This is a genomic window from Vibrio sp. 99-70-13A1 (assembly GCF_013114625.1).
GTDB lineage: Bacteria > Pseudomonadota > Gammaproteobacteria > Enterobacterales > Vibrionaceae > Vibrio.
In genome coordinates this window covers 1-22284 of record NZ_VTXD01000044.1, presented here as the reverse complement: position 1 = coordinate 22284, position 22284 = coordinate 1, and the positions used below count along the sequence as shown (strand labels likewise).

The window sequence follows — 22284 nt, the reverse complement described above, 5'->3', positions numbered from 1 at the left end:
AATTTGGATTCGGCTTAGCGCCACCTTTAGGTGTACTTGAAGCTGGTTTATTCATGATGAACTCCTATTTCCCTTGTTTTTGGTTGTGAGCAGCTGCGCGTTGAGCTCGGCCAGCAAAGTCGCCTTTAGGAACTTGCCCACCGTTTTGTTTTGCGGCATTACCTTGAATGCGAGCAGCGGCTTCTGGTGTCATTGGTGCTTTTGATTTAGTCATGATTTTATCCTTAAAAATATCGTTATTAATGTGTCTTCGCTAAGACCAGGTAATATTAACTAAGGGGTTGGGGAACTATGGGGACAACTACAAAACAAAAGCAAAAACAGATTCAAAATACTTTAGACGCATTAGGTTGGAGCCATCATCGGTTTGCTGATGTACTCTACGAAGAGCTCAATGATAACGACGATTTTAAAGAAACAGACAAAGAGAATATCCGTAAGCTTGGTCAAAACATCAAAAAGCAGCTAAAGCGTGATTCGACGCCTGAAGAGCGCCTTAATAAGTATTTACAAGTACTGTTTGAACACCCTGACTACCAAGCCCTCAACTTAGGCAATATTTTACCTAGATATATTGATCACAACTGCATAAGCGGAATGTTAGCCGATCAGCTTGCACTACTCTCATCTGAACTGGATCTCTCCGATGAAGACAAAAAAGGCCGCTAAATTAGCGGCCTTAAAGGTTTTCGTATCTACACGGTGTGAATATTGTTAGGCAGATTGGTAGATAGCAGCTTCCAGTTCATTAACCGCTTCTAAATATTGCAGTTTGCCACCAAAGCCTTTCTTAATGATTTCTAACGGTCTGCCCATTTCATCGAAAGGTTTCACTTTAAGAACATGAATGTTTTCGATCTCTTGCACACCTTCATCGGCATACTTATCAAGGAGGTTGTTCAGCACCTGCTGCGCGGTATCGCCATATTTAGTGAAGTAGTTACGCTTCTTCACGTTATCGGCGCGCTCTTTACGAGTTAAAGCGGGTTGATCGTAAACGACATGGCAAATCATATCGAATGGGTCCATCTCTTTACCCACTTCGTCTTCTAGCGCTTCCCATAGAATACCGGCTTCGGCTAGCTCATCGATAATGGCTTGCTTACGGTCAGATTCGTTCCAACGCTTGGTGAACTCATCTAAAGAGGAGAACTGTTTCACCATAGTTTTACGGGTGTAATCTTTAAATGACTCGGTTACAAGCTTACCGTCTGAATCATAATATTGGACACGTTCAGCAAGCGCTTTGACTGGAACTCCATTCACATGGAATTTGCGAACTCTATTCTCATCATCCCAATCGTCTGCACCGCCTGTACTTTCAGGGGAGCTTCCAAAATCTTCGCCATAGGTAGCCTCTGGTTCTTGAATTGAATCAGGATCAATGTCTTCATCACCGAATGGGTTATCAACATCGACATCATCAACGCCGTCGATGATGTCATCTAAATCTTCTTCATCTTCGAACTGCTCTGGAGTCGTGACCTTCACGCGTTCTGGAGTTCCGTCGAAGCGTTCATCAGCAAACAGTTCTGTCGCTTTTTTGAAATCCAAGATAGTGAACCAAAGCTTGCCATAGCGATCATCAATACGAGTACCACGACCAATGATTTGCTTAAACTTGGTCATCGATTGAATACCTTGATCAAGCACTACTAGCTTGCAGGTTTTTGCATCAACTCCCGTCGTCATTAGCTCTGAAGTCGTGGCAATAACAGGGTATTTTTTCTTAGGATTGATGAAATTGTCTAGCTGATCTTTGCCAATGTCATCATCACCCGTGATCTTCATGACGTATTTATCGTTCTTCTTAACTTGCTCAGGGTTCAAGTTTACCAACGCACGGCGCATACGATCTGCATGATCGATGTCGTTACAGAACACGATGGTTTTGGCCATTGGGTCGGTACGTTTCAGATAGTTGGTGATGGTTTGTGCGACAAGCTCTGTACGCTCATCAATAACCATAGTGCGATCAAAATCTTTTTGGTTGTAGATTCGGTCTTCAATCACTTCGCCATTTTTGTCGGTTTGCCCTTTGGTTGGTCGCCAACCTTGGACGTCCACATCAATGTCAACACGAACTACCTTATAAGGGGCTAAGAAGCCATCCTCAATACCTTCTTTAAGAGAGTAGGTATAAATTGGGTCGCCAAAGTACTCGATGTTAGATACTTCATCGGTCTCTTTTGGTGTTGCCGTTAAACCAACTTGAGTCGCACTGTTAAAGTATTCAAGAATCTCACGCCAAGCACTGTCTTCTGAAGCACTACCACGGTGACACTCGTCAATGATGATTAAGTCAAAGAAATTAGGGTCTACTTGCTTGTAGGCTTTTTGTTCTTCTTCTGGTCCCGTAAGCGCTTGATAAAGGGCTAGATGAACCTCAAAAGCAGGATCGACTTTGCGACCTGTAATTTTTGTCATTGCCGTGCCAAACGGCTGAAAATCATTCGTTTTTGTTTGATCGACAAGAATGTTTCTATCCGCTAGGAACAGAATTCGTTTCTTGGCTTTAGCTTTCCAAAGTCGCCAGATAATTTGAAATGCGGTATAGGTTTTACCTGTACCCGTCGCCATGACCAGTAAGGCTCTGTCTTGGCCTGCAGCAACGGCCTCTACTGTTTTGTTGATAGCTTGAAGCTGGTAGTAACGCGGTGATTTACCGCTGCCATCATCATGGTAATCTTGGGTGATAATTGGCAGATGTTCTTCTTTATACCCTTTCCAAGCACAATACTTTTCCCACAATTGCTGAGGTGTTGGGAAATCCTCTAAACGAATTTCCGTTTCAAGTTGAGTTGGGTTGGTTAAGTCTCGGAAAATAAAACCATCACCATTCGAGGCAAAAACGAATGGCACCTCTAGCAGGCCTGCGTATACCATGCCTTGTTGCATGCCTTTGCCAACTTCATGCTTATTGGCTTTTGCCTCAATCACTGCAAGCGGCATACTAGGCTTATGATAAAGAACGATATCAGCTGATTTTACTTTCTGACGAGCAGCAGCTTGGCCACGAACGATCACCTTACCATCGCGCAGTTTCACTTCTTGGCGAATCTGAGTCATATCATCCCACCCTACATCTTTAATCGCAGGAAGTATGAATTTGGTAATGATGTCGGTTTCAGATAACTTAGCTTTATTAATGCTGCTGACCATTTAGATTACTCGTAGAGAGACTCAATAGCTAATCAGTATATCGTAAAGCCAATATAAATCCGAGTGCGCATTATTCACGGTGTGATTAAGTGAATGTTGCGATAACTCTTTGTTTAAAATCACCTAAACGTAACTCATCATAACCCTCGAAATCAGAGTAAAAAGCGTTTTGAACCCCATCAACTTTTGACCAATTTAGTTGAGTTGAGGACTCCCCAGATACCATAATCTTGTCGTTCGACAAATCTATAGAAGTAAAACTCTGCGCCTTATCTGATTCATCAGTCCGTTCATTCGATTTAAAAAATAGACACGACTCTGGAATATCCTGCTCAATCCTTTCAGTAAACCTAATCAAACTTTCTTCGGCAAAGGTATACAACCACGCTTCTTGGTTGGGGGAGTCATTGATTCTTAAAATTCGCCCGAGCACTTGCCTAAAATAGAGTTCCGTTTTTACCGAACTCATATGACAGCAAACTTGAAGCCTTGGAATATCCGTTCCTTCACTTATCATCCCAACACTGACTATCCATTGAACCGTTGAGTGACGAAACGACTCAATTTCGTGTAACGGATTATCATGGTGATAAGTCACTATGCATGCTGATTGATTAAAGTGCTCAACAAGTCGTTTTTGAATGTCTTTAGCGTGCTTGATAGAAGCAGCAACCACCAAGCCTCCGGCACTTGGAGAGTCTTGCCTTATCTGAGCTAGCTTTTGGCAACCACCTTTTAATATGTAATTCATAGCGTCTTCGTTGTGAATGACGCTTTGATAAGAGACATCGGATTGTTTAAGGCAATCAAGAATTGAAGCGAAGTGTTGATTGTCACTGCCAGCCTTAACGCTCAAATGTTCATTATCTATTAAAACGATTTTAGGGCGGCGGCATACTTCGTCTTCAACAGCCTGTTGCAAGCCGTATTGGTAATCGCAAACAATCTTGCCATCAGGATCAGAATACTCAGCCATGACAATAGGCAGTCGATCAGAACGCCAAGGAGTACCCGATAGCGCTAGAGTATAACGAGCAAAGCCTTGGATCTTCGAGACAATTTCTAGCCCCCATGAGTTTGACCGCCCCTCATCATCAAACGAGCAATGGTGGATCTCATCAAATACGACTAAAACTCGATATTTGCTGACGGTGTACCAAAAATTTTCATCCAAAAAACGGATTGATTGGTAGGTGTAAGAGCCCCCAAGAGAACCCAAACCTCCATTAAAGGAACATTCGAGCTTCCATGAAAAGGTCTTTTGCATCCCTTCAGCAACAGCCAGAGAGGGCGAGAAACACAGCACCAAGTCAATCATGCCAATTTCAAATAACCGACTCGCAACCTCGGCGGCCATAACGCTTTTACCCGATCCTGGGGTTGCTTGACAGAAGAAGTGTGAATGCTTGTTTAAAGTGAATTTCTCGATAACTTGAGCTGCACACTCGGCTTGCCATGCTCTTAACATTGATGAGCCTTACTTTGCGCGACTTGCATCCAGTTGGTTAGTGCATTAATTCTGCCTAATAGCTTGGCTGAGCGTTCTCTTGCTGCATTAAATAGCGGCTGCATATCTTGCTTGTTGTTTGGGAAACGCGTTAACAATGATTGGTATTCCTCAATTTCACCTAGAGTAATCGCCAGTTCGCCTTCATGCTGTTTCTTCTCTTGCTCTAATGCATTTATAGAGTACTCCGAAGTTTGAACAACTATTGAATCGACTTTAGCTTTCCTATTTCTAGCCACTCTAGGCTCAATTGTGAGCGCTTTGAATTCGTTAGTTTGATGGTAGCGTTTGTCTCTGCGAGTCCCAATAACAGAAAGCCAACCTTTCTCCTCAAGTGATAGAAGTTGCTTATAAACATACTTTCGAGCGTCGTCCTTACTCGGGAAGGTCGCACAACTGGTCAGCAAAGCATCCCTAGCTTCTGTGACGGAAAAATTATCCATCCCTTTTTCAATCAATAGGTTAAACATGTGAGGGTTAATTCTGGTTACTTTCTTCATGTGACTCTTACAGGCAATAAAAACTTAGGATTGCTAAGTATACAAAAATCAGTAAAACTTAGACAATCTAAGTTATCTAAAGGTTGAAAAGAAATGTGTAAGTGCAAAAAGACAACCCTATCCCAGCGAGGCTCAAAGCTGCGCGTAAAAAAGCTAAGATCACCCAAAAAGATTTAGGGGTGAAAATTGGTATGGAGCAGAGTTCTGCTAGCGGTCGTATGAATCATTACGAGAAAGGCAGGCATGTACCTGACATTGGTACGCTTGAGCGCATGGCTGAAGAGTTAGATGTGCCGCTGAATTACTTTTTCTGTAGGAGCGAATTGAGCGCTGAGTTAGCGTGTGCCATTGATAAGATGAGTGATGAAGAGAAGGCGGTGTTGTTGGAAAAGCTGAGAAGTTAGCTTTAACCTAATAGTTGCTTCATTGATAGGTTGTTAAATATCTGACCGACAAACTTTAATTCACCAGTCTCTGCATCAGGCACATATTCCTCATAGGATTCAATCTGCTTGATCGCTAAATCGTCAATTTCGACAGTAAAAGGGTTTGATACATCTATCCCAAAAATCGCTTCATAGCCTATTGCAAAGTCACCAACTCGAATAACTAGCTGTTTTGCTAATAATGCTGACTCTAATGCTGATGCAATGAGTTCTTTCAGCATTCCCACCATTCCATGACTGGCCGCCAATAACCTCATTGCAAGATCGACATCTGTTAGATCTATCTCAAAAGGCATAGGTACTGAGGTCTCCATCGCCTCTAATAAATCCATGTAACGATCCATTGATGCCTCATCTGTTATTTTGATGTATGGCAGCTCTCGTTTGACCATAATCCGTCTTTCCCACTGAGAGTCTTCCAATATCAACTTAGCGCTTGGAATACCGACAAAAACAATTGGCAACCGGCAATCATCACTGATCATCTTAAGACGATCCCTAATATTTTGCCTTGCGTTGTGTGTTGTACATTCAAACAGTTCCTGGCACTCTTCGATCACTATTAATTTTAAATCCGTTTGTTTAATACACGCACTGACATACGTCTCCAAACCAATATCCGACGCTTTAGCTTTACGGTTTTTATAAACACTGAGTTCTTTCGCTATCCAAAGCAAGGTCTCATGTAGAGTTGGTTTAACTCTAGTTATTAGCACTTCCTTTGCTGAAAGATTGTTAGCAACATAATACTTAATCAGAGCCGATTTCCCTGCGCCTGTACCACCAGTTAATAACATAGAGGGTACGAACGTTCCAAACTTCCTGCGTTTAATTATCCAATCAAGACCTGCAAATACTTTCTCTACTTCGGGGTAGGTAGTGAAGGAATCATGATAATCCGACAAAACTAAATCAATATGAGAGTTGGACATTGGTTGGGACACTAACTGCTCCTCTCTTTTTTGCGTCGATTCCATTTAGCACGAAAATCATCGATCGGCTCCACTTTGTTTGCGTTTGATTCCTCTTCGTGAGTAACTAAAGTAGGAATATTTGATTTATTACTAGAACTATCGCTATTAACCCCAATTAACTCCGCAGTTTTTTTAGTTCCACTCGCCTTTCGTGTTCTTTCAGGTAGGGACATCTCTCTTAGGTTCGCTTGCTCACTTTTGATGCGAGCATGTAAAGCCATTCTCGCTTTAGCCAACGATAACGCGTTGATCTCTCCCTTAATATAATCTCGGTGTGTTTTCACTAACCTTTGATGCTCGCACAGACTCAGGTTATCTGTATACCCATCAGAGTTTTTACTTGGTACTTCTATATAGCCTGACAATTCTTCGAGATAAACATAGATAGTAGATAGATCATCGGGGTCAATTTTTATTTTCTTCCTCCGAGACTGTTTGGTCTGGGGGTATTGTTTTCTATATTGCTCTAGCGCTACAGAATCATATTCTAAGTGTTTGTACTTAATGCCTTTGCTCGTTAGCGCTCCGACATGAAGAAGCCCCATAATGACACTAAAAGCTTTTTCTTTTTCCGCTAAAAGCTGCATTGGAGGCAGTACTTCAAAACTTTTCTGCCAATACAAGTTAGGTATACGAGTGTTTCTCGTATCTGGTTTAGCATTATGAACATCGACAATCCAACGATGCAGCTCTTCAACAAATACACTAAAGCGCATAACTGCGTCTTTTTCTGGTTTGTAGTCTTCTTTTTCAAGCACATTAGAAAATGTTTTACCCGGAACCCAACCGACCATACCTTGGATTATTTCACCAAACTTTCTCTCCACGAAAGGTTTTAACCATGGCTTTCTTACCTTGTTAAAGACAATATTTATCCCTGATTCAGTACAAGCATCCTCCAAACTTTTGGACCAAAACTCTGCACCATTATCTACAACCAGATTTTCTATCTTTCCACTGCATGGCCATTCATTTTGAAGTTCGATAGGTAACGATGAAATGTAGTCTTTTTTCTTAATCGAGTGGAGAATAGCTTTTGAAGCAGAGACATAGCTTGGAGCTTTGAAGCCTAAATGAAAACCAATGATACAACCACTAAAGACATCAACTAAGAGTGTGAGATAGGCTCTACCTAAGGGGATAAGTAAATCATCATGAAGTAATATTAAGTCTAAAGGGGTGTGATCAATCTCGACTCGCTCTAAGATTCGAGTAGGCATTTGTACTGATTGATAATAGTGATAAAGCTTGTCGGCATAGTACTTTCCATGTCGAGCTAGTGCTACGCTATATGGTTGTTCTTTCTTGATTCTGTTCTTAAATGATTCGTATGAAACTGTGGGGATTTTTCCAGAGATTATGGTTTCGTTCGCTATTATTATTTCGTCACAATAGACTTGATACGCTGCATTTATTGACGGTCTAACAGCATCTAGAAACCGCTCTAAAGCTCTTTCGTAATATACTTCATCTCCAGTAACCCTTGGTTCCCGATTTCCCTTCAAATAATTCTTATCGACCAAACTTGTAAAACTTCCATGGCTACCACTAAATGCTTGATGCCACCTTATTAGCGTCTTATAACTTGGCTTAGGAAGCGAAGTTTTATCGATATGCTGGTCAATAATCGGGTTGAGGTTTTTTGGAGTCCACCCACCTTTGAGATCTTTATGAACCAAACAAAGTAATTTATACCGTTGTAGCGCTTTTTCTTTTTGTTCCGGAGGGAATGAAGCCAAATCTCGTTCATAAGTCTTTGTATTATCTAACGAGTCATACTGGAGTTGGGTGCGTTTTGTCTCGGGTAATGACAAAAACTCTTGTTCTGCACCTTCAGAGTGTATAGGGTCGAACTCATCCTTAAAATGCCGACTCATTTAGTTAACCGAAATAATGCTATTTTCATTTAGCATCTCTAAGTCAAAATCTGTTCTAGCTTTTCCAACAGAAATTAATCGAAGAACTGAAGCAAAAACCTCTCCTGTAGAAGAACTGATCCTTTGAGCTAGTTCATAAATTTTGATAGCTTTTGAAATCAGTAGCTCTTCTAGAACAGCGTCTGTTAGCGAGTCTCCTTCAATACACCCACTGTAGCGATGCACCATTTCACTATTTTTTAAGAAATAACCCGTTCGAATCTGCTTGTCTGTAACCAATATCAAATCAAATCCAAGCTTTTTTGCAGCTTGCTTACGTGCTCGGAACTTAAGTTTAAATTCTTTACTTAATGTCTTTGAATAGGGTTTAGTTTCAACAAAGCTATAACAACCATCTGTATAAATAACAAAAAAATCAGGGGTATAAGGTAGTTGCTTGCCATCAAAGTCATAAAGAAACCCTTTAGGTTGCGATTCAAAACTCACAACATCGGCATCGTACTCGAAATGGTAGCAACAATCTTTTTCTAGGCTTCCCTCACACATGATCGTATCTTTGTTCTTTGCACTAGCAAACTTAAAGATATTTTTATTCGGTGATGGTTTACGAAGATTACGAATATACATACGCGTCCCTATTTTCGTTGTAAGAAAACAACTAAATAAAGCATAGGACACTTTATGACTTTTAAAAGGACAGGTTATGGTTTTTTTTGGACAGGATATGGTTTCAGCGACATTTAATGGGTGGAAGCCCCAGCCACATCCCGGCACACACGTCGCCCGCTGCGGCTGCTCCCTTCCAGGCCTGACCGAGTTCACGAGTTAGTGTTGCGGGAGGACCAGGGCCTCCATAGATTCTGTTTCAATAAGGCTTGCCTTAGTGAGTGACTGGATTATCAAGCATCGGGATCTCTATTGCAAGCACCTTAGTAGAGGAATCTTACTTTTTTGGTTTAACCGTTGTTTATTCAAACAATCTGTCTATTGTGCCACCGAACTAAGCACTTTTTTGTGTGCTCTTCTCTGCGGATCGGTTATACACTTTTCCGCATTTTCCTTGCTCATCGACAAAGGTACATTTTCTCCCAATGTCCCTCTTAGATTGGTACATTGCTGAATCAGTTTTAGCCAATACTTCAGATAAGTGCTTATCCTCATTTCTATTTTCCGATACACCAACGGAAACGGTAATTGACAGATACAAACTATGTTTTTCACTGATAAACATAAATTCGCTCAGTTGCTCAATTATCGTATCTAAGTCACTTCCGCTAGCTTCACCTATCAAAACAAATTCATCACCGCCCACACGGTAACCATAGCCTCTCCAATAGGTGCTAATAACGTTAGCATATTGCTGAAGAACTAAATCCCCCACCTCATGACCATAAGTATCATTTATCTGTTTAAAATGATTAATATCTAGAGAAACTACCGCATGCCAAGGCTTCACTTTTCTACGATATTTACGCTGTAAGCTCCGCCTATTACGTAGTTTGGTGAGTGAATCGGTATGCGCTTGTTTGTTCAATAAAATAGTTGTGACAAGCATGAAGCCAAGCACAATAATAAATAAGCCTTGAGAACGTCGGGATAATTGCTGCTCCGCTTCTAATGTTTCACGCCAATCTGGCAATTGATCGTATTTATGATTGATTCGTTCTGTATCTATCATTGCTAAGGCTTTATCAAATAGTGGAGCAAGCAGAGCTCCTTTTTCATTTTTGATTAATCCAATCGCTATTTGTGATTGGTAAATACTGCCAATGGATTGCGCAGGCGTAATAGGCAGCAAGCCTTGCTCACGAAATACGTGGCTTAAGCCAGCTAAACTATACGCAATATAATCCACTTCTTCATTCAGTAACGCGTCAATCAACTCTGCATTGCTGTTGTAATAATGGAGGGATTTATTAGGCAGCAACAAACTTAATAGCTCATCAAAAAAATCATCTTTTACTACGCCAATTCTTTCAGAAATTAGCTCAGAAATATTCTGATATACCCTATCTTTGTAACCAATCCTTTTTACGAGAATTGACTGAGGGGAATAATGCGAAGAGGTAAAGTTAGCAATTTTCCGTCTCGACTGAGAAATAACCAAGGGTGCAATAATATCGATGTCTTGATTCAGAAAATCTTGATACATGCTTTCCCATGTTTCATTCGGTTCATTTACGACTTCGCATTTCAAAGTAAGAATGTCACATGCTTCAAATATCACTTCAGCGCTAATGCCATAAGGCAGACCTGACGCATCAAATTGAGCATAAGGGTAAATATTTTCCAGCTTTACTTTTAGTGGCTGTGATGTGTCAATACCACTCATCGCAACCCGCTCTCTTATCGAATTTCGTCTAAGATCGTACTGATACTGATTAACGGTTTCTCTTAGTAATCGCTGTACACCTTCAGAATAAATAAAGTCGGTAAAGCGCGTAAGGTCTGCTACATGCTCACCTTTTTTAGCAATAATCGAGACAGGTTTTATGGTCAGTTGGTTATTTAAAAGTTGAGAATTGAAACCTGCCATCAGCATTGGTTTTAACTGATTAATAGCATCAACGACGCCTTCAACCTGATGGCTTTGAAGTAACAATTTGGCTTCATCATGCCCTTGATACTCCACAATATTAATACCTGGGAAATGAGATAATACTAAATTTCCATAGATCGTATCTTTGGGCACTCCAACTGTCGTCACTTCATCCAGGTTTTTACCTGTTTCGCTAAATAGAAAAGTATATTCAATGTTAGTTGGGCGAGAATATTCAAATATGGATGATCGCTGTTCGGTGTGAGTAACATTTGCAGCAAAGTCACTGGTGCCTTGAGCTACGGAATCAAGAATAGCGTCAAAGCTGGAAAAATCTTTATAATGAATGGGAATGTTGAACTCTTCAGAAATGGCATCGAAAAGTACTCTCGTCACAATGTCATCCGCTTCTGTCGCGACGGTGTAAGAATCATGTTGCTGCCCTGCCTGTGTAATGGATGTTGACGCCATTACACTGAGCAGTAGCCAGGTAAGCCTATAAAAATATTGCACGCTGCAATTCTCTGTATTTTTACTTACCGCATCAACGGTAAGCTCTATCCATGTTTACTGTACAAACGAACAAAGACCCCCTAGCTGGGTATTGATTGTCTTATTCTGTGTTTTGTTCGTCTTCAGCTCTAAGTATGTAGTCTGTCATCCATGCAGTACCAAGTAAGCATAACCAAACCACGAAAACGGGATTGGGTACTTCAATACTTGGTGTTACAACTAATGCAGCAAAGCCTACCGTAGGTAATGTCCAACATAAAAGTTTATTCCAACGAAAGGTTTTTAATTTTGTAAGAGCTTCCATTGAAGCCATAATCCCCGTGACACTCAAAGCAATTAATGCTGCGTAGGGTAAATCTGCGATCCACAACGGCAGTATTAAACCTAATGACCACCAGCTGTGTCGACTAATTGGCTTCAAATGATTAGCTGCCCACCAAATTACCATAATAGCGAGGGTTTGTACGATCGTCACCCATGGTGTGCCTTCAAGCTTGCCAGCCGATTGAGTTACCATGATCCCAACTTGCAATGTAGTGACAATTAGACCTGATATAATCACAACCGATAAGCTGCTTCTTTTTGAAAATACAACCATAAGCAGTGGGAATAACACCCATACACTGACTGAAAGCGTGATAGGTTGAAGAGGAAGCGTTAGCCCATAAGCCGTCATAGACGCCAATAGAGCTAAACCAGCAATACCACCCTGTGGCAATATCCAGAGCGCTGGAATAACCATCGCAAGCACTGGAATATCTCCATCACTTAAACTGATTGCTCTTGCACACACGACCGCTAATAATGTTGTGATCAAGAATTGAAATGTTGTGAATACCATAGCTCTCTCCTTCTACCGATCCGTGGTAATTCTGAACTAGGACTTTTTAGTATGGACCAATTTTTATCTCAAATCTTTGCTGTAATTCACCAAATTCCACAAGGAAAAGTAACAACTTATGGAGACATCGCACGTTTTGCAGGTTTTCCTGGCTACGCTCGCCATGTTGGTAAAGCATTAGGCAACCTTCCGCAAGGCAGTAAACTCCCTTGGTTCCGAGTGATTAACAGTAAAGGAGAATTGTCACTGGTCGGCGAAAATTTCGAACGTCAAAAAACAGCACTAGAGAAGGAAGGCATTGAAGTCAGTGACAAAGGAAAAGTGAAGCTACGAATATACAAATGGCAGCCCTAAAGCTGCCATATCACAATGTTCATATTTATAAATTAATTACTTAATTCAAAAAAGCTTAGTTGAGAAAGCTTAAGTGAAGAAACTTAGCTGAAAGCTTATCTCACTCCAACTAAACGTAAATCAACATAATCAGTCTCATAGGTATCCGTTATAACTGGCGCAACGGTGTCAGTTGTAAAACGTAGGCGGTTATTCACTTCTATCTTTGCTCTTACGCTATATCTGTGATTTTCTTTTATCTTTTTGCTGTCGTAACCAAGGTCAAATTGAAACGGGACCTGTTCTCCATTGGTAGCAAAACGATGCTTTGCAATAACGGTAGAAGGCGCATCAGCAAGTGAGATGTCTTCTAATGTTACTGTCACAATTGCATCTTCAGGTAGTGCAATACGTTCACGGTAAGTCACCGTTCCTGAAACCGTTTTAATGCTACTGCCTTCCAATTCTGGTTTTGGTGCAGTTTGGCAACCAGATAGTAACCCCAATGTCACTAGTGAAATCACAACAAGCAGTGCCTTTTTCATATTTTCTCTCTTAAAATTAACCAGTCAAATCCGACATTTACTCAGTATATGAAAGCTTTCGTATTCTGTCTTGAATCCATATGATTTATTGACAGTTATTTGACTGAGCTAGAAAATTAACACATTATTCTGACGAGTATTTTCTAAGAAGGACACGGGCAATGAGTCAACCACTAAAAGAACTATTAAACTTGCTCCAGCTCGAAAAACTGGAAGAAGGGCTCTTCCGAGGTCAAAGTGAAAATCTAGGTTTGCCTCAAGTATATGGTGGGCAAGTACTAGGACAAGCCCTTTCTGCGGCACGATACACCGTTGAAGAAGATAGAAGCGTACACTCATTTCATAGTTACTTTCTCTTTCCTGGCGATCCTGAAAAACCAATCATTTATGATGTAGAAAACTTGCGAGATGGAAGAAGCTTCAGCACTCGACGGGTAAAAGCCATTCAAAATGGTCGCCCTATTTTCTATTTAACCGCGTCTTATCATGGTGATGCTCCAGGTTTTGAACACCAAAACACCATGCCGGATATTCCAGGGCCTGAAAACTTTGCTTCAGAAACTGAATTAGCCAGCCACATTGCTGAATTTTTACCAGAGAAATTGCGAAAAACATTTTGTGGCGAAAAGCCTATCGAAATGCGACCGGTGACTGTCGTTAATCCGCTGAAGCCAAAGAAAACCGAACCTAAGCAATACCTATGGGTTCGTGCTAATGGCGAAATGCCCGATAACCAACTGATTCACCAATACCTTATGGCTTATGCTTCTGATTGGGGATTTTTAGTTACCGCATTGCACCCTCATGAAGTTTCTTTGATGACTCCAAACTTCCAAGTTGCCACTATTGACCATTCTATCTGGTTCCATCGCCCGTTCAAAATGGATGAATGGCTTCTCTATGCGATTGAAAGCCCTACAGCAAGCAACACTCGCGGGCTTGTGCGTGGAGAAATATTCAACCAAAAAGGTGAATTAGTCGCGACAGCTGTTCAAGAAGGCGTGATGCGTTTTACTAATAAATAATCAGATTCGAATCATTCATGCGTTTATGAAGGTTTCAAAATAAATAAAGCTCTGGCAGATACCAGAGCTTTAAGTGTTTAACTAATGTTCAATCCAACGGCTTTCAGCACTTTAACTAGTGTTTGAATCAGCAAGTTAAAGTTCGTTAATTGCATTCACTGCTAGCACTACTCTTGAACTTTTAGCTTCAATTCGTTTCCAGCGTCTCTGAGTAAATTGATTGGAGATAAGACAACGCCTTTTACTGCCCCTTGAGTTACTTCTTCAGCTAAGATTTTCGACTTATCAATCACTTGATCCGCTTTCACTAGTATTGGTGGAATTTCGGCACGTAATAATTGAGATTCAGTAATCATGGCTGGCACAGTTTTGTGACGATAACCTTCACTTTCTAAAAGTAATGGCGGAACCACTTGTGTTCGGTACCCTTTTAGCTCAGTTAACATTGGTGGTACCACTTCAACTCGAACTCGTTTCACTTCTGAAAGGACAGCAGGAACGGAGACAGAACGTATATTTTCGACTTCATCCAGAATTAGCGGTATTTTTTTATCAACTGAACTCACCGTTTGATTCACTTTATCCACGGTCATTCGGACTTGCTCAACGGATTCTAGAGCTTGAGGCAACACCTCCTCCACCGTTTTCGCAACAACTAGCCATTCATCAACTTGTAGATCATTTGTCAGACTTTCTAAATCAGAGATAACTTGTGGGTATGTATCAATAACTTCACCGACTTTACTCGTAAATCCATGAATTGAATATCCGAGATAAAAAACCGCAACAGCTAAAAGTAGCTGAACAGCAGTATTGATCTTTGCAAACATAAGTCGCTCCGCAGAAAGTTAGATGTATATTGAGTAAGGTATTAAAACCGATCTATTAACCTTAGATTATTAACCTATCTGTTATTAATCTATCTTTTATTAACTATGGGTCTATTAACAGATTGGTAGCGCAGTTGTATATTTCAGTGGCTCCATGGCAAAAGTGGAAGTGACATTAGAAATCCCATCAACGCTATTCACTAAACGTTTATAGAATTCATCAAAGCATTTCATATCCCTCACCTGAACCTTCATCATGTAATCATATTCTCCGGCCATTCGATAAAATTCCATGACTTCCGGAAACTCTGAGACGGTACTGACAAATCGACCATACCATTCATGAGAATGGTCACTGGTTTTTATCAATACAAAAGCAGTAAAAGAAAGGTCCAACTTTTCCGGGTTTAACAAAGCGACTCGCTTTTCTATCACGCCTTCTTCTTCTAAACGCTTTAACCTTTTCCAGCATGGTGTCGTCGTTAAATTTACAGCTTCAGCCATATCACTTAGAGATAATGTACTGTCTTGCTGCAACAAACTCAGTATTTTTTTATCAATCGAATCCAACATTTCCCTTAACACCCAATAATTGTAGAAAATTTTTCTCTAAAACCCATCAATCATAGTAAATATAGCAAAGCTTTTCTCCAGAAAAATAGATAAATTATCACCATACTAACTAATAATAACGAATAGACGGCGGCTTTGCTGCTTGGGGAGTTTTCTATGTGTACAGACCATCAATGGATCAATAATGCCATCCGTAAAATCGAAGCCGATTACCAACGTTCTGCGGATACTCATCTAATCAAACTCGATCTTCCTAGCATCGAAGGTATTGATGTTTATCTAAAAGATGAGAGCACACACCCAACAGGTTCTCTTAAACACCGCTTAGCTCGTTCATTATTCCTTTATGCGATTTGTAATGGCTGGATTGGTCCTGAAACGACAGTGATCGAATCATCCTCTGGCAGTACTGCGGTTTCAGAAGCTTATTTTGCTCGACTGCTTGGTTTGCCTTTCATTGCTGTGATGCCAAAATCTACAGCTCAAACTAAAATTGACCAAATTGAGTACTATGGCGGACAAGCGCACTTGGTCGATCGTTCGGATCAAATTTACGCTGAATCTTACCGTTTAGCTGACGAACTCAATGGTCACTACATGGATCAGTTTACTTACGCAGAACGTGCAACCGACTGGCGTGGAAACAACAACATCGCTAATTCCATTTTTAATCAAATGCAGATGGAAGATCACCCCGTTCCAACATGGGTAGTGATGAGCCCGGGTACTGGCGGAACTTCAGCAACGATTGGACGCTTCATTCGTTACCAGCAACATGAAACAAAACTGTGCGTTGTTGACCCTGAAAACTCGGTTTTCCACGATTACTTTAAAACAGGTGACAAGCATATTACTGGTGATAAAGGCAGTAAGATTGAAGGTATTGGTCGCCCACGCGTTGAACCAAGTTTTATCACCGGAGTGATTGACGAAATGCGTACGATCCCTGATGCAGCAAGCATTGCAACGACGCATTGGTTGTCTGAAATGCTAGGCCGAAAAGTGGGTGCTTCTACTGGTACAAATATGTATGGGGTTCTTCAGTTAGCTTCTGATATGAAAGCTAAAGGCGAGAAAGGTTCTATCGTGACTTTATTATGTGATAGTGGTGAACGATACCTAGATACTTACTTCAACGATGAATGGATTCGTGAAAATATCGGCGACTTACAAGAGTACACCGCAAAATTAGAAGCCTTCGACCAAACTGGTGAGATGTAATTCAGCTTCTGGTTTTGGGCTTTGGGCTTTGGGCTTTGGGCTTTGGGCTTTGGGCTTAAAAGACTACCCCAAGAAAAGTCAGTACGCCATTTTCAATATTAGAGAGCCCTTTACGGGCTCTTTTGATTTCAGGTGCTTTAATCACGCATCAAACACTTCCTGAGTTTGAATCCTGAACCTGCATTAATCTTTTTGCTTTGCTTCAAATGCTGCAAGCTGTTCAGCTGTCGCTTTTGGCTGGTGATTTTGCTTCCACTCATCGTAAGTCATGCCATATACACGCTCACGAGCATCATCAATATCAATATCTACCCCTAACTGCTCAGCTTCTGCTTTGTACCATTTACTGAAACAGTTACGGCAGAACCCCGCAAGTATCATCAAATCAATATTTTGAACGTCTTTATTATCGTCTAAGTGTGCAAGCAAACGACGAAATGACGCCGCATCTAATTTATCTTGTTCTTCTTGAGAAAGGTTTTTGTATTTGAATTCTGCCACTTTACTTTCCTTCATAATGTTTCGTTGTTTATTATTTTTCCAGTTCAGGTTTTCTGTTCAGCCTACCTGTTATACAAAAAAAGCCTGCTATTCGCTATACACAAATGCAGGCTTTTCATCAGAACAGCAATTTACTGTCTCGTGATATTACTTACGCAAAAGCGCAAACAACTCATCACTTTCATGGAATAACTAGTCGTGTCACGTAATAACTAACCGTGATTTGTTCTACCAATCGTATCATGGCTCAGTTCTTTATTAAGTTCAGCCTCAACGTGACCAGGTGAACGAGTTGAACCAGAGATTAAGCGATACATAGCTGGAATAACAAAGAGCGTTACTAGAGTAGCGAAACCCATACCAAAGAAGATCACGGTACCTACTGCTACGCGGCTTTCATAACCAGCACCCGTTGAAGTAATCAATGGAATTGCACCCGCCAATGTCGTAAATGCAGTCATTAAGATTGGGCGTAAACGTCTTGCTGCTGCATCGATAATTGCTTTCTCAAACTCAATGCCTCTGTCACGTAATTGGTTTGCAAACTCAACAATTAAAATGCCGTTTTTAGTTACCATACCAATCAGCATGATCATACCAATTTGGCTGTACACATTAAGCCCTTGGCTCATCACTACTAGCCCTAAGAAACCACCAAAGATCCCCATAGGTACGGTAAACATGACAACTAATGGGTTGATGAAGCTTTCAAACTGAGCGGCCAATACTAAATAAGCGACTAACATAGCCAAGGCAAATACCACCAGAATACTGGATTGGTTTTCCTTAAAGTCTTTAGATTCACCTGAGTAACTCACTGATATATCCCCAGGCAGCTGCTCAATTGCTTGTTGATCAAGGAAATCGAGAGCATCACCCAGTGTATAACCATCCATTAAGTTCGCTTTAATGGTCACCGACTTTTGCTTGTTGTAGTGAGATAGGCGGATCGACGAAGCAACCTCTTCAATATGCGTCAGCGTATCTAATGTCACTAACTCACCAGATTGGGTACGCATGTAGATTTGGCTTAAATCGGTGGCATTGTTGAAGCTGTTTTCATCACCACGCAAATAAACGTCGTATTCTTCACCCCGCTCAACGAAGGTTGTTTCACTCTTACCACCAAGCATGATTTCTAACGTGTCTGAAATATCCGACACGGTCACACCAAGCTCTGCGGCACGTTGTTTATCAACGGTTACCAATAACTCCGGTGTTTTTTCAGAGTAATCAATGTCAGCACCTTCCATCATTGGGGAATCTTCTGCTGCTTGCTTTAGAATTTCAGCCCATTGTTGCAGTTCACTGTAATCTGACCCACCAAGTACGAATTGAACAGGCTCACTCGAACCACCTCGGAAACCTGGCATGAATGGGAAAACTCGAACATCAGGGATACCCGTTAGTGATTTACGAACTTCATTCAATGCTTCTTGAGCTGTTTCTTCACGTTCATCCCAATCGTCCAAAATCATGATAACGAAGCCAGTTTGGTCACCGGCGTTACCACCAAATGCTGGAGATTGAATACTGAATGATTTCAAGAACCCTTGACCAAGAAGTGGCATTAAGCGTTCTTCAACAATATCCATGTTTGCTGACATACGGTTGTAACTGGTTGCATCAGCACCACGAACGAACGCAAAAATAACGCCACGGTCTTCTTGAGGTGTTAATTGAGCAGGTACTTGTTGCATTAAACCGTAGCTGCCCCCCATACACGCAATGATGACGATAGGAGCTGCCCAACGCCAATTCAACGCGCGACGTAAAATGCCTTTATAACCGCTTTCTAATTTGCCAAACATACGCTCAACAAACACGTTGAAACGGTTAGGTTTAACATTGGCTTTTAAAATTTTGCTACCAAGAACAGGCGTTAATGTTAGTGCCACTATCGATGAGAAGATTACCGACATCGCAAGTAATACAGAAAACTCAGTAAACAGTAGCCCAACCATTCCGTCCATAAACGAAATTGGTAAGAACACCATAACCAACACTAACGTTGTTGCGATAACCGCAAACCCTACTTCACGCGTACCTTTATAAGCCGCAAGTAGAGGCGATTCTCCACGCTCAATATGGTGGAAGATATTTTCAACAACTACGATTGCATCATCAACCACCAAACCGATAGATAAGATCAACGCCATTAGCGTTATAAGGTTAATAGAGAAGCCAAAATAGTAAGCAGCAATAAATGATGAAATCAAAGAAACAGGAACAGTCACTGCTGGGATAAGCGTTGCACGAGCTTGCCCAATAAAGACGTAAAGCACGAGAATAACTAAACCACCGGTGATAAAGAGTGTGCTGTAAACCTCTGAGATCGAACGGTCAATAAAAACAGTAGAGTCGTAGTCAACCGCTAGCCTTGTACCATCAGGTAAGAACTTTTGGATGTCTTCGACTTCTTTATGCACTAAATCTGCGACTTCAAGTGGGTTTGCATCCGATTGAGGAACAATACCCATGCTAACGTTTACTACGCCGTCACTCTTAAAGGTCGAGTTTTCGTTTTCAGCGCCAATATAAACATCAGCCACATCTTTTAAATAGATTGGTGAGTTATCTGAAGCGCGCTTAACCACTAAATATTCGAAATCTCTGGCTTCTGTGTATGAACGAGCAGTACGAACAGACATAACAATCGCATCATTTCGAACTTCACCACCCGGGCTTTCGATGTTTTCATTTTTCAGGGCAGAAGTGATATCAGAAGCAGTAACACCACGACCTGCCATTAATGCCGGCTTTAGCTTCACGTACATTACCTTGTACAAGCCACCCGAGATATCGACTGAACTCACACCTGAAATCAAACTAAAGCGGTCTATCAATACACGCTCTGTGTAATCGGTTAACTGCGTTCGGTCCATTTCTGTCGAGCTTAAGTTGATATAAACAGACGCTTCACCACTACCATTGTTTTTATAAACAATGGGATCATCGGCCTCATCAGGTAATGAACGCTGAGCACGAGCAACAGCATCACGAACGTCACTTACACCAGTGTTAAGGTCATAACCTAATTCAAACGTAATGGTAATACGCGACATACCGTTACGTGTGGTGGACTCAATCTCATCGATTCCACTAATACCCGATAACTGATCTTCTAAATTCGACGTTATCTGGCTCTCAATGATGGTGGCAGATGCCCCTTCATATCGAGTACTGATAGAAACTACAGGGCTTTCAATATCTGGCATTTCTCGAACTGCGAGCTTCGAGAAAGAGACAATACCAAATACAACCAGAAGCAAACTTAACACTAAGGCTGCAACTGGTCTCTTTACGGAGACGTCAGATAACAGCATTAGTTAGATCCTTCTTTTGCTGGCTTATCTTTTTTAACGGTCGGTTGTGATGCACCAAGTTCTTGCACTGTAATACCATCACGCATGTTCACAATGCCTTGAACAACTATCTTCTGACCAATTTCAACGCCTTTCTCGATAACAACTTCATTACCAATACGAGCACCTAAGAACACCTCAGTACGCGTCGCTTTATTATCTTCACCAACAACATAAACAAATCGTTTAGTCCCTGAGTATTCTAAAGCCTGAACTGGAATGATAGGCGCTTCAATCGCAGGGAAGTTCATGTTAGCTGCAGTTAGCATCCCAGGCTTTAGCTGACGATTTTCATTATCAAAATGGATACGGACACGTAGGTTAAGCGTTTCTTCATTAATTCGAGAGTCAACACCAACCACTATACCCGTGAAGACTGTGTCTCCCCATGCACTGGTTTGCGCCGTGACTTCCATCCCCTCAGACAGCTTAGATAGGTAGCGCTCTGGAATTTGCAAGTCAAGTTGCATAACGGAAAGGTCGTCTAGAGTGACTAATTCTGTCCCTGCACTCACCATCTTACCGCGGCTAAAATCGATAAATCCGACAGTGCCAGCAAAAGGAGCAGTAATGTGTAAATCTTTTAAATTTGCATTTCCAGCAGACAACCGTGCATTGGCGATATCAACATTGGTTTTCTGTGCATCTATTTCCGTTTGTGTAATCGCATTACGCTTAACTAAACGTTGAAATTCGGCAAGTTTACGCTGTTCATCTTTTAAATAGGCTTTTGCTTCAGCAACGGCTGCTTTTGCTTTGTCATCATTCAGTAAAACGAGCACTTGTCCCTGTTTTACTTCTTGATTGGCTTTTATATGTATTGAATCCACTTTCCCTGATACTTCTGAAGAAATAATAACTGATTGCTCAGCTTCTAGTTTCCCGATCAAAGAAAGCGACTGATTAACTTGATGAATATCAACTTGCTCTGTCACTACAGTAACTGAGCTTGGTCCCATACGTTTTGACATTGCTACTGGCGAAGCCATGAGAATAGACAGACTTAGCAGTGAGATAATTGTTTTGTTTTTCATAATATTGGTCTGCAAGTAAAAATAGGTATCTGCAAATGAAGTTAGACATATTCTATCAATTGAAGCCATTTATAACGTCAAGAAGTGTAAATATCCGTAAATAGGTGAAAGATAGAAACATCAATTTCCTTAATACCAATTATCTTAAGGAAAAGATGCTTAGTAACCGAACAAAACGCGCAGTTTTCAGCACCTTTGCCCAAAAAGTCAGCATTCAACACAAAAGCATTAGAAAAACCCTTTACAGGTTTTACGTGTTTGCTATGATGCGCTCCGAACTTGAGAGATGCGTTGGGAAAAACATTTCTTTAGCCTATCCATTATGAGATAGGAAAAACACCCTGGAGGGGTTCCCGAGTGGCCAAAGGGAGCAGACTGTAAATCTGCCGGCTCCGCCTTCGATGGTTCGAATCCGTCTCCCTCCACCATATTCTTCTTACCTCTATAAGAGTTAAGAGAACAACCTGATTGATGGGCTTATGGGAAAACATCAATTTA

At 41.1% G+C, this 22284-nt stretch carries 20 protein-coding genes, 1 tRNA gene and 1 other RNA gene; 6 read left to right on the top strand and 16 right to left on the bottom strand.

Annotated elements, in window-relative coordinates:
* Positions 1–64 precede the first annotated feature (64 nt).
* The gene (locus F0226_RS20070; RefSeq protein WP_008220701.1) at positions 65–214 is read right to left on the bottom strand and encodes a hypothetical protein; all 150 of its coding nucleotides are present in this window, start codon (positions 212–214) and stop codon (positions 65–67) included.
* Between the two features lie 77 nt (positions 215–291).
* Here F0226_RS20070 and F0226_RS20065 point away from each other — a divergent pair, with 77 nt between their 5' ends.
* Positions 292–669, top strand: coding sequence for a hypothetical protein (locus F0226_RS20065; protein ID WP_046225068.1), 378 nt, complete (start codon positions 292–294; stop codon positions 667–669).
* A 45-nt stretch (positions 670–714) separates the two neighbouring features.
* Here the strand turns inward: F0226_RS20065 and F0226_RS20060 are convergent, their stop codons facing one another.
* From F0226_RS20060 to F0226_RS20050, 3 genes are all read right to left on the bottom strand, one after another.
* Positions 715–3162 carry a DEAD/DEAH box helicase family protein gene (locus F0226_RS20060; RefSeq protein ID WP_171737300.1) on the bottom strand — a complete coding sequence of 816 codons (2448 nt, stop codon included), beginning with the start codon at positions 3160–3162 and terminating at the stop codon, positions 715–717.
* A gap of 85 nt (positions 3163–3247) precedes the next feature.
* Positions 3248–4630, bottom strand: a complete 1383-nt coding sequence (locus F0226_RS20055) for a DEAD/DEAH box helicase family protein (protein ID WP_171737299.1) — start codon at positions 4628–4630, stop codon at positions 3248–3250.
* The gene (locus F0226_RS20050; protein ID WP_171737298.1) at positions 4624–5169 is read right to left on the bottom strand and encodes a hypothetical protein; all 546 of its coding nucleotides are present in this window, start codon (positions 5167–5169) and stop codon (positions 4624–4626) included. The genes F0226_RS20055 and F0226_RS20050 overlap by 7 nt, the downstream gene beginning before the upstream one ends.
* A 101-nt stretch (positions 5170–5270) precedes the next feature.
* On the opposite strand from F0226_RS20050, the gene F0226_RS20045 reads away from it, so the two are divergent.
* Positions 5271–5573: a helix-turn-helix transcriptional regulator gene (locus tag F0226_RS20045; protein ID WP_017090655.1), complete on the top strand. Its 303-nt coding sequence runs from the start codon at positions 5271–5273 to the stop codon at positions 5571–5573.
* A gap of 2 nt (positions 5574–5575) precedes the next feature.
* Here the strand turns inward: F0226_RS20045 and F0226_RS20040 are convergent, their stop codons facing one another.
* The 6 genes from F0226_RS20040 to F0226_RS20015 all read right to left on the bottom strand — a co-directional run bounded on the left by F0226_RS20040 (position 5576) and on the right by F0226_RS20015 (position 12359).
* Positions 5576–6559, bottom strand: coding sequence for a TniB family NTP-binding protein (locus F0226_RS20040; RefSeq protein ID WP_241823037.1), 984 nt, complete (start codon positions 6557–6559; stop codon positions 5576–5578).
* On the bottom strand, positions 6559–8466 hold the full coding sequence (locus F0226_RS20035) for a DDE-type integrase/transposase/recombinase (protein WP_102549358.1): 1908 nt from the start codon (positions 8464–8466) through the stop codon (positions 6559–6561). Before F0226_RS20035 ends, F0226_RS20040 begins: the two co-directional genes overlap by 1 nt.
* A complete protein-coding gene (locus tag F0226_RS20030; RefSeq protein ID WP_171737297.1) occupies positions 8467–9093 on the bottom strand; it encodes a TnsA endonuclease N-terminal domain-containing protein in 627 nt (208 codons plus the stop codon).
* Positions 9094–9217: 124 nt separating this feature from the next.
* Positions 9218–9314, bottom strand: an RNA gene (gene ffs / locus F0226_RS20025) — signal recognition particle sRNA small type.
* 152 nt (positions 9315–9466) lie between these two features.
* On the bottom strand, positions 9467–11518 hold the full coding sequence (locus F0226_RS20020; protein WP_345776537.1) for a GGDEF domain-containing protein: 2052 nt from the start codon (positions 11516–11518) through the stop codon (positions 9467–9469).
* Positions 11519–11618: 100 nt separating this feature from the next.
* A complete protein-coding gene (locus F0226_RS20015; protein WP_171737296.1) occupies positions 11619–12359 on the bottom strand; it encodes a hypothetical protein in 741 nt (246 codons plus the stop codon).
* Positions 12360–12410: 51 nt separating this feature from the next.
* Between F0226_RS20015 and F0226_RS20010 the strand changes: the two genes are divergently transcribed.
* Positions 12411–12713 carry an MGMT family protein gene (locus tag F0226_RS20010; RefSeq protein ID WP_171737295.1) on the top strand — a complete coding sequence of 101 codons (303 nt, stop codon included), beginning with the start codon at positions 12411–12413 and terminating at the stop codon, positions 12711–12713.
* 95 nt (positions 12714–12808) lie between these two features.
* Here F0226_RS20010 and F0226_RS20005 read toward each other — a convergent pair whose 3' ends face one another.
* On the bottom strand, positions 12809–13237 hold the full coding sequence (locus F0226_RS20005) for a YbaY family lipoprotein (RefSeq protein WP_171737294.1): 429 nt from the start codon (positions 13235–13237) through the stop codon (positions 12809–12811).
* Positions 13238–13398: 161 nt separating this feature from the next.
* On the opposite strand from F0226_RS20005, the gene tesB reads away from it, so the two are divergent.
* Entirely contained in the window at positions 13399–14262 is an 864-nt protein-coding gene (tesB, locus tag F0226_RS20000) for an acyl-CoA thioesterase II (protein WP_171737293.1), read from the top strand.
* A 167-nt stretch (positions 14263–14429) separates the two neighbouring features.
* Here tesB and F0226_RS19995 read toward each other — a convergent pair whose 3' ends face one another.
* Both F0226_RS19995 and F0226_RS19990 read right to left on the bottom strand, forming a co-directional pair.
* Positions 14430–15092 (bottom strand): hypothetical protein, encoded by a 663-nt coding sequence (locus tag F0226_RS19995; RefSeq protein ID WP_171737292.1) that lies wholly within the window; start codon positions 15090–15092, stop codon positions 14430–14432.
* A 114-nt stretch (positions 15093–15206) separates the two neighbouring features.
* Positions 15207–15665 carry an Lrp/AsnC family transcriptional regulator gene (locus F0226_RS19990; RefSeq protein WP_171737291.1) on the bottom strand — a complete coding sequence of 153 codons (459 nt, stop codon included), beginning with the start codon at positions 15663–15665 and terminating at the stop codon, positions 15207–15209.
* A 156-nt stretch (positions 15666–15821) separates the two neighbouring features.
* On the opposite strand from F0226_RS19990, the gene F0226_RS19985 reads away from it, so the two are divergent.
* Positions 15822–16886 (top strand): PLP-dependent cysteine synthase family protein, encoded by a 1065-nt coding sequence (locus F0226_RS19985; protein ID WP_171737290.1) that lies wholly within the window; start codon positions 15822–15824, stop codon positions 16884–16886.
* A gap of 183 nt (positions 16887–17069) precedes the next feature.
* Here F0226_RS19985 and F0226_RS19980 read toward each other — a convergent pair whose 3' ends face one another.
* The 3 genes from F0226_RS19980 to F0226_RS19970 all read right to left on the bottom strand — a co-directional run bounded on the left by F0226_RS19980 (position 17070) and on the right by F0226_RS19970 (position 21786).
* Positions 17070–17387 carry a DUF1244 domain-containing protein gene (locus F0226_RS19980; protein ID WP_137374624.1) on the bottom strand — a complete coding sequence of 106 codons (318 nt, stop codon included), beginning with the start codon at positions 17385–17387 and terminating at the stop codon, positions 17070–17072.
* Between the two features lie 212 nt (positions 17388–17599).
* Complete coding sequence (vexH, locus tag F0226_RS19975) at positions 17600–20713, bottom strand: vibriobactin export RND transporter permease subunit VexH (RefSeq protein ID WP_171737289.1); 3114 nt, start codon at positions 20711–20713, stop codon at positions 17600–17602.
* A complete protein-coding gene (locus F0226_RS19970) occupies positions 20713–21786 on the bottom strand; it encodes an efflux RND transporter periplasmic adaptor subunit (RefSeq protein ID WP_171737288.1) in 1074 nt (357 codons plus the stop codon). The genes vexH and F0226_RS19970 overlap by 1 nt, the downstream gene beginning before the upstream one ends.
* Before the next feature lie 343 nt (positions 21787–22129).
* On the opposite strand from F0226_RS19970, the gene F0226_RS19965 reads away from it, so the two are divergent.
* Positions 22130–22214 (top strand) — tRNA-Tyr (locus F0226_RS19965).
* The last annotated feature ends 70 nt before the right edge of the window (positions 22215–22284 follow it).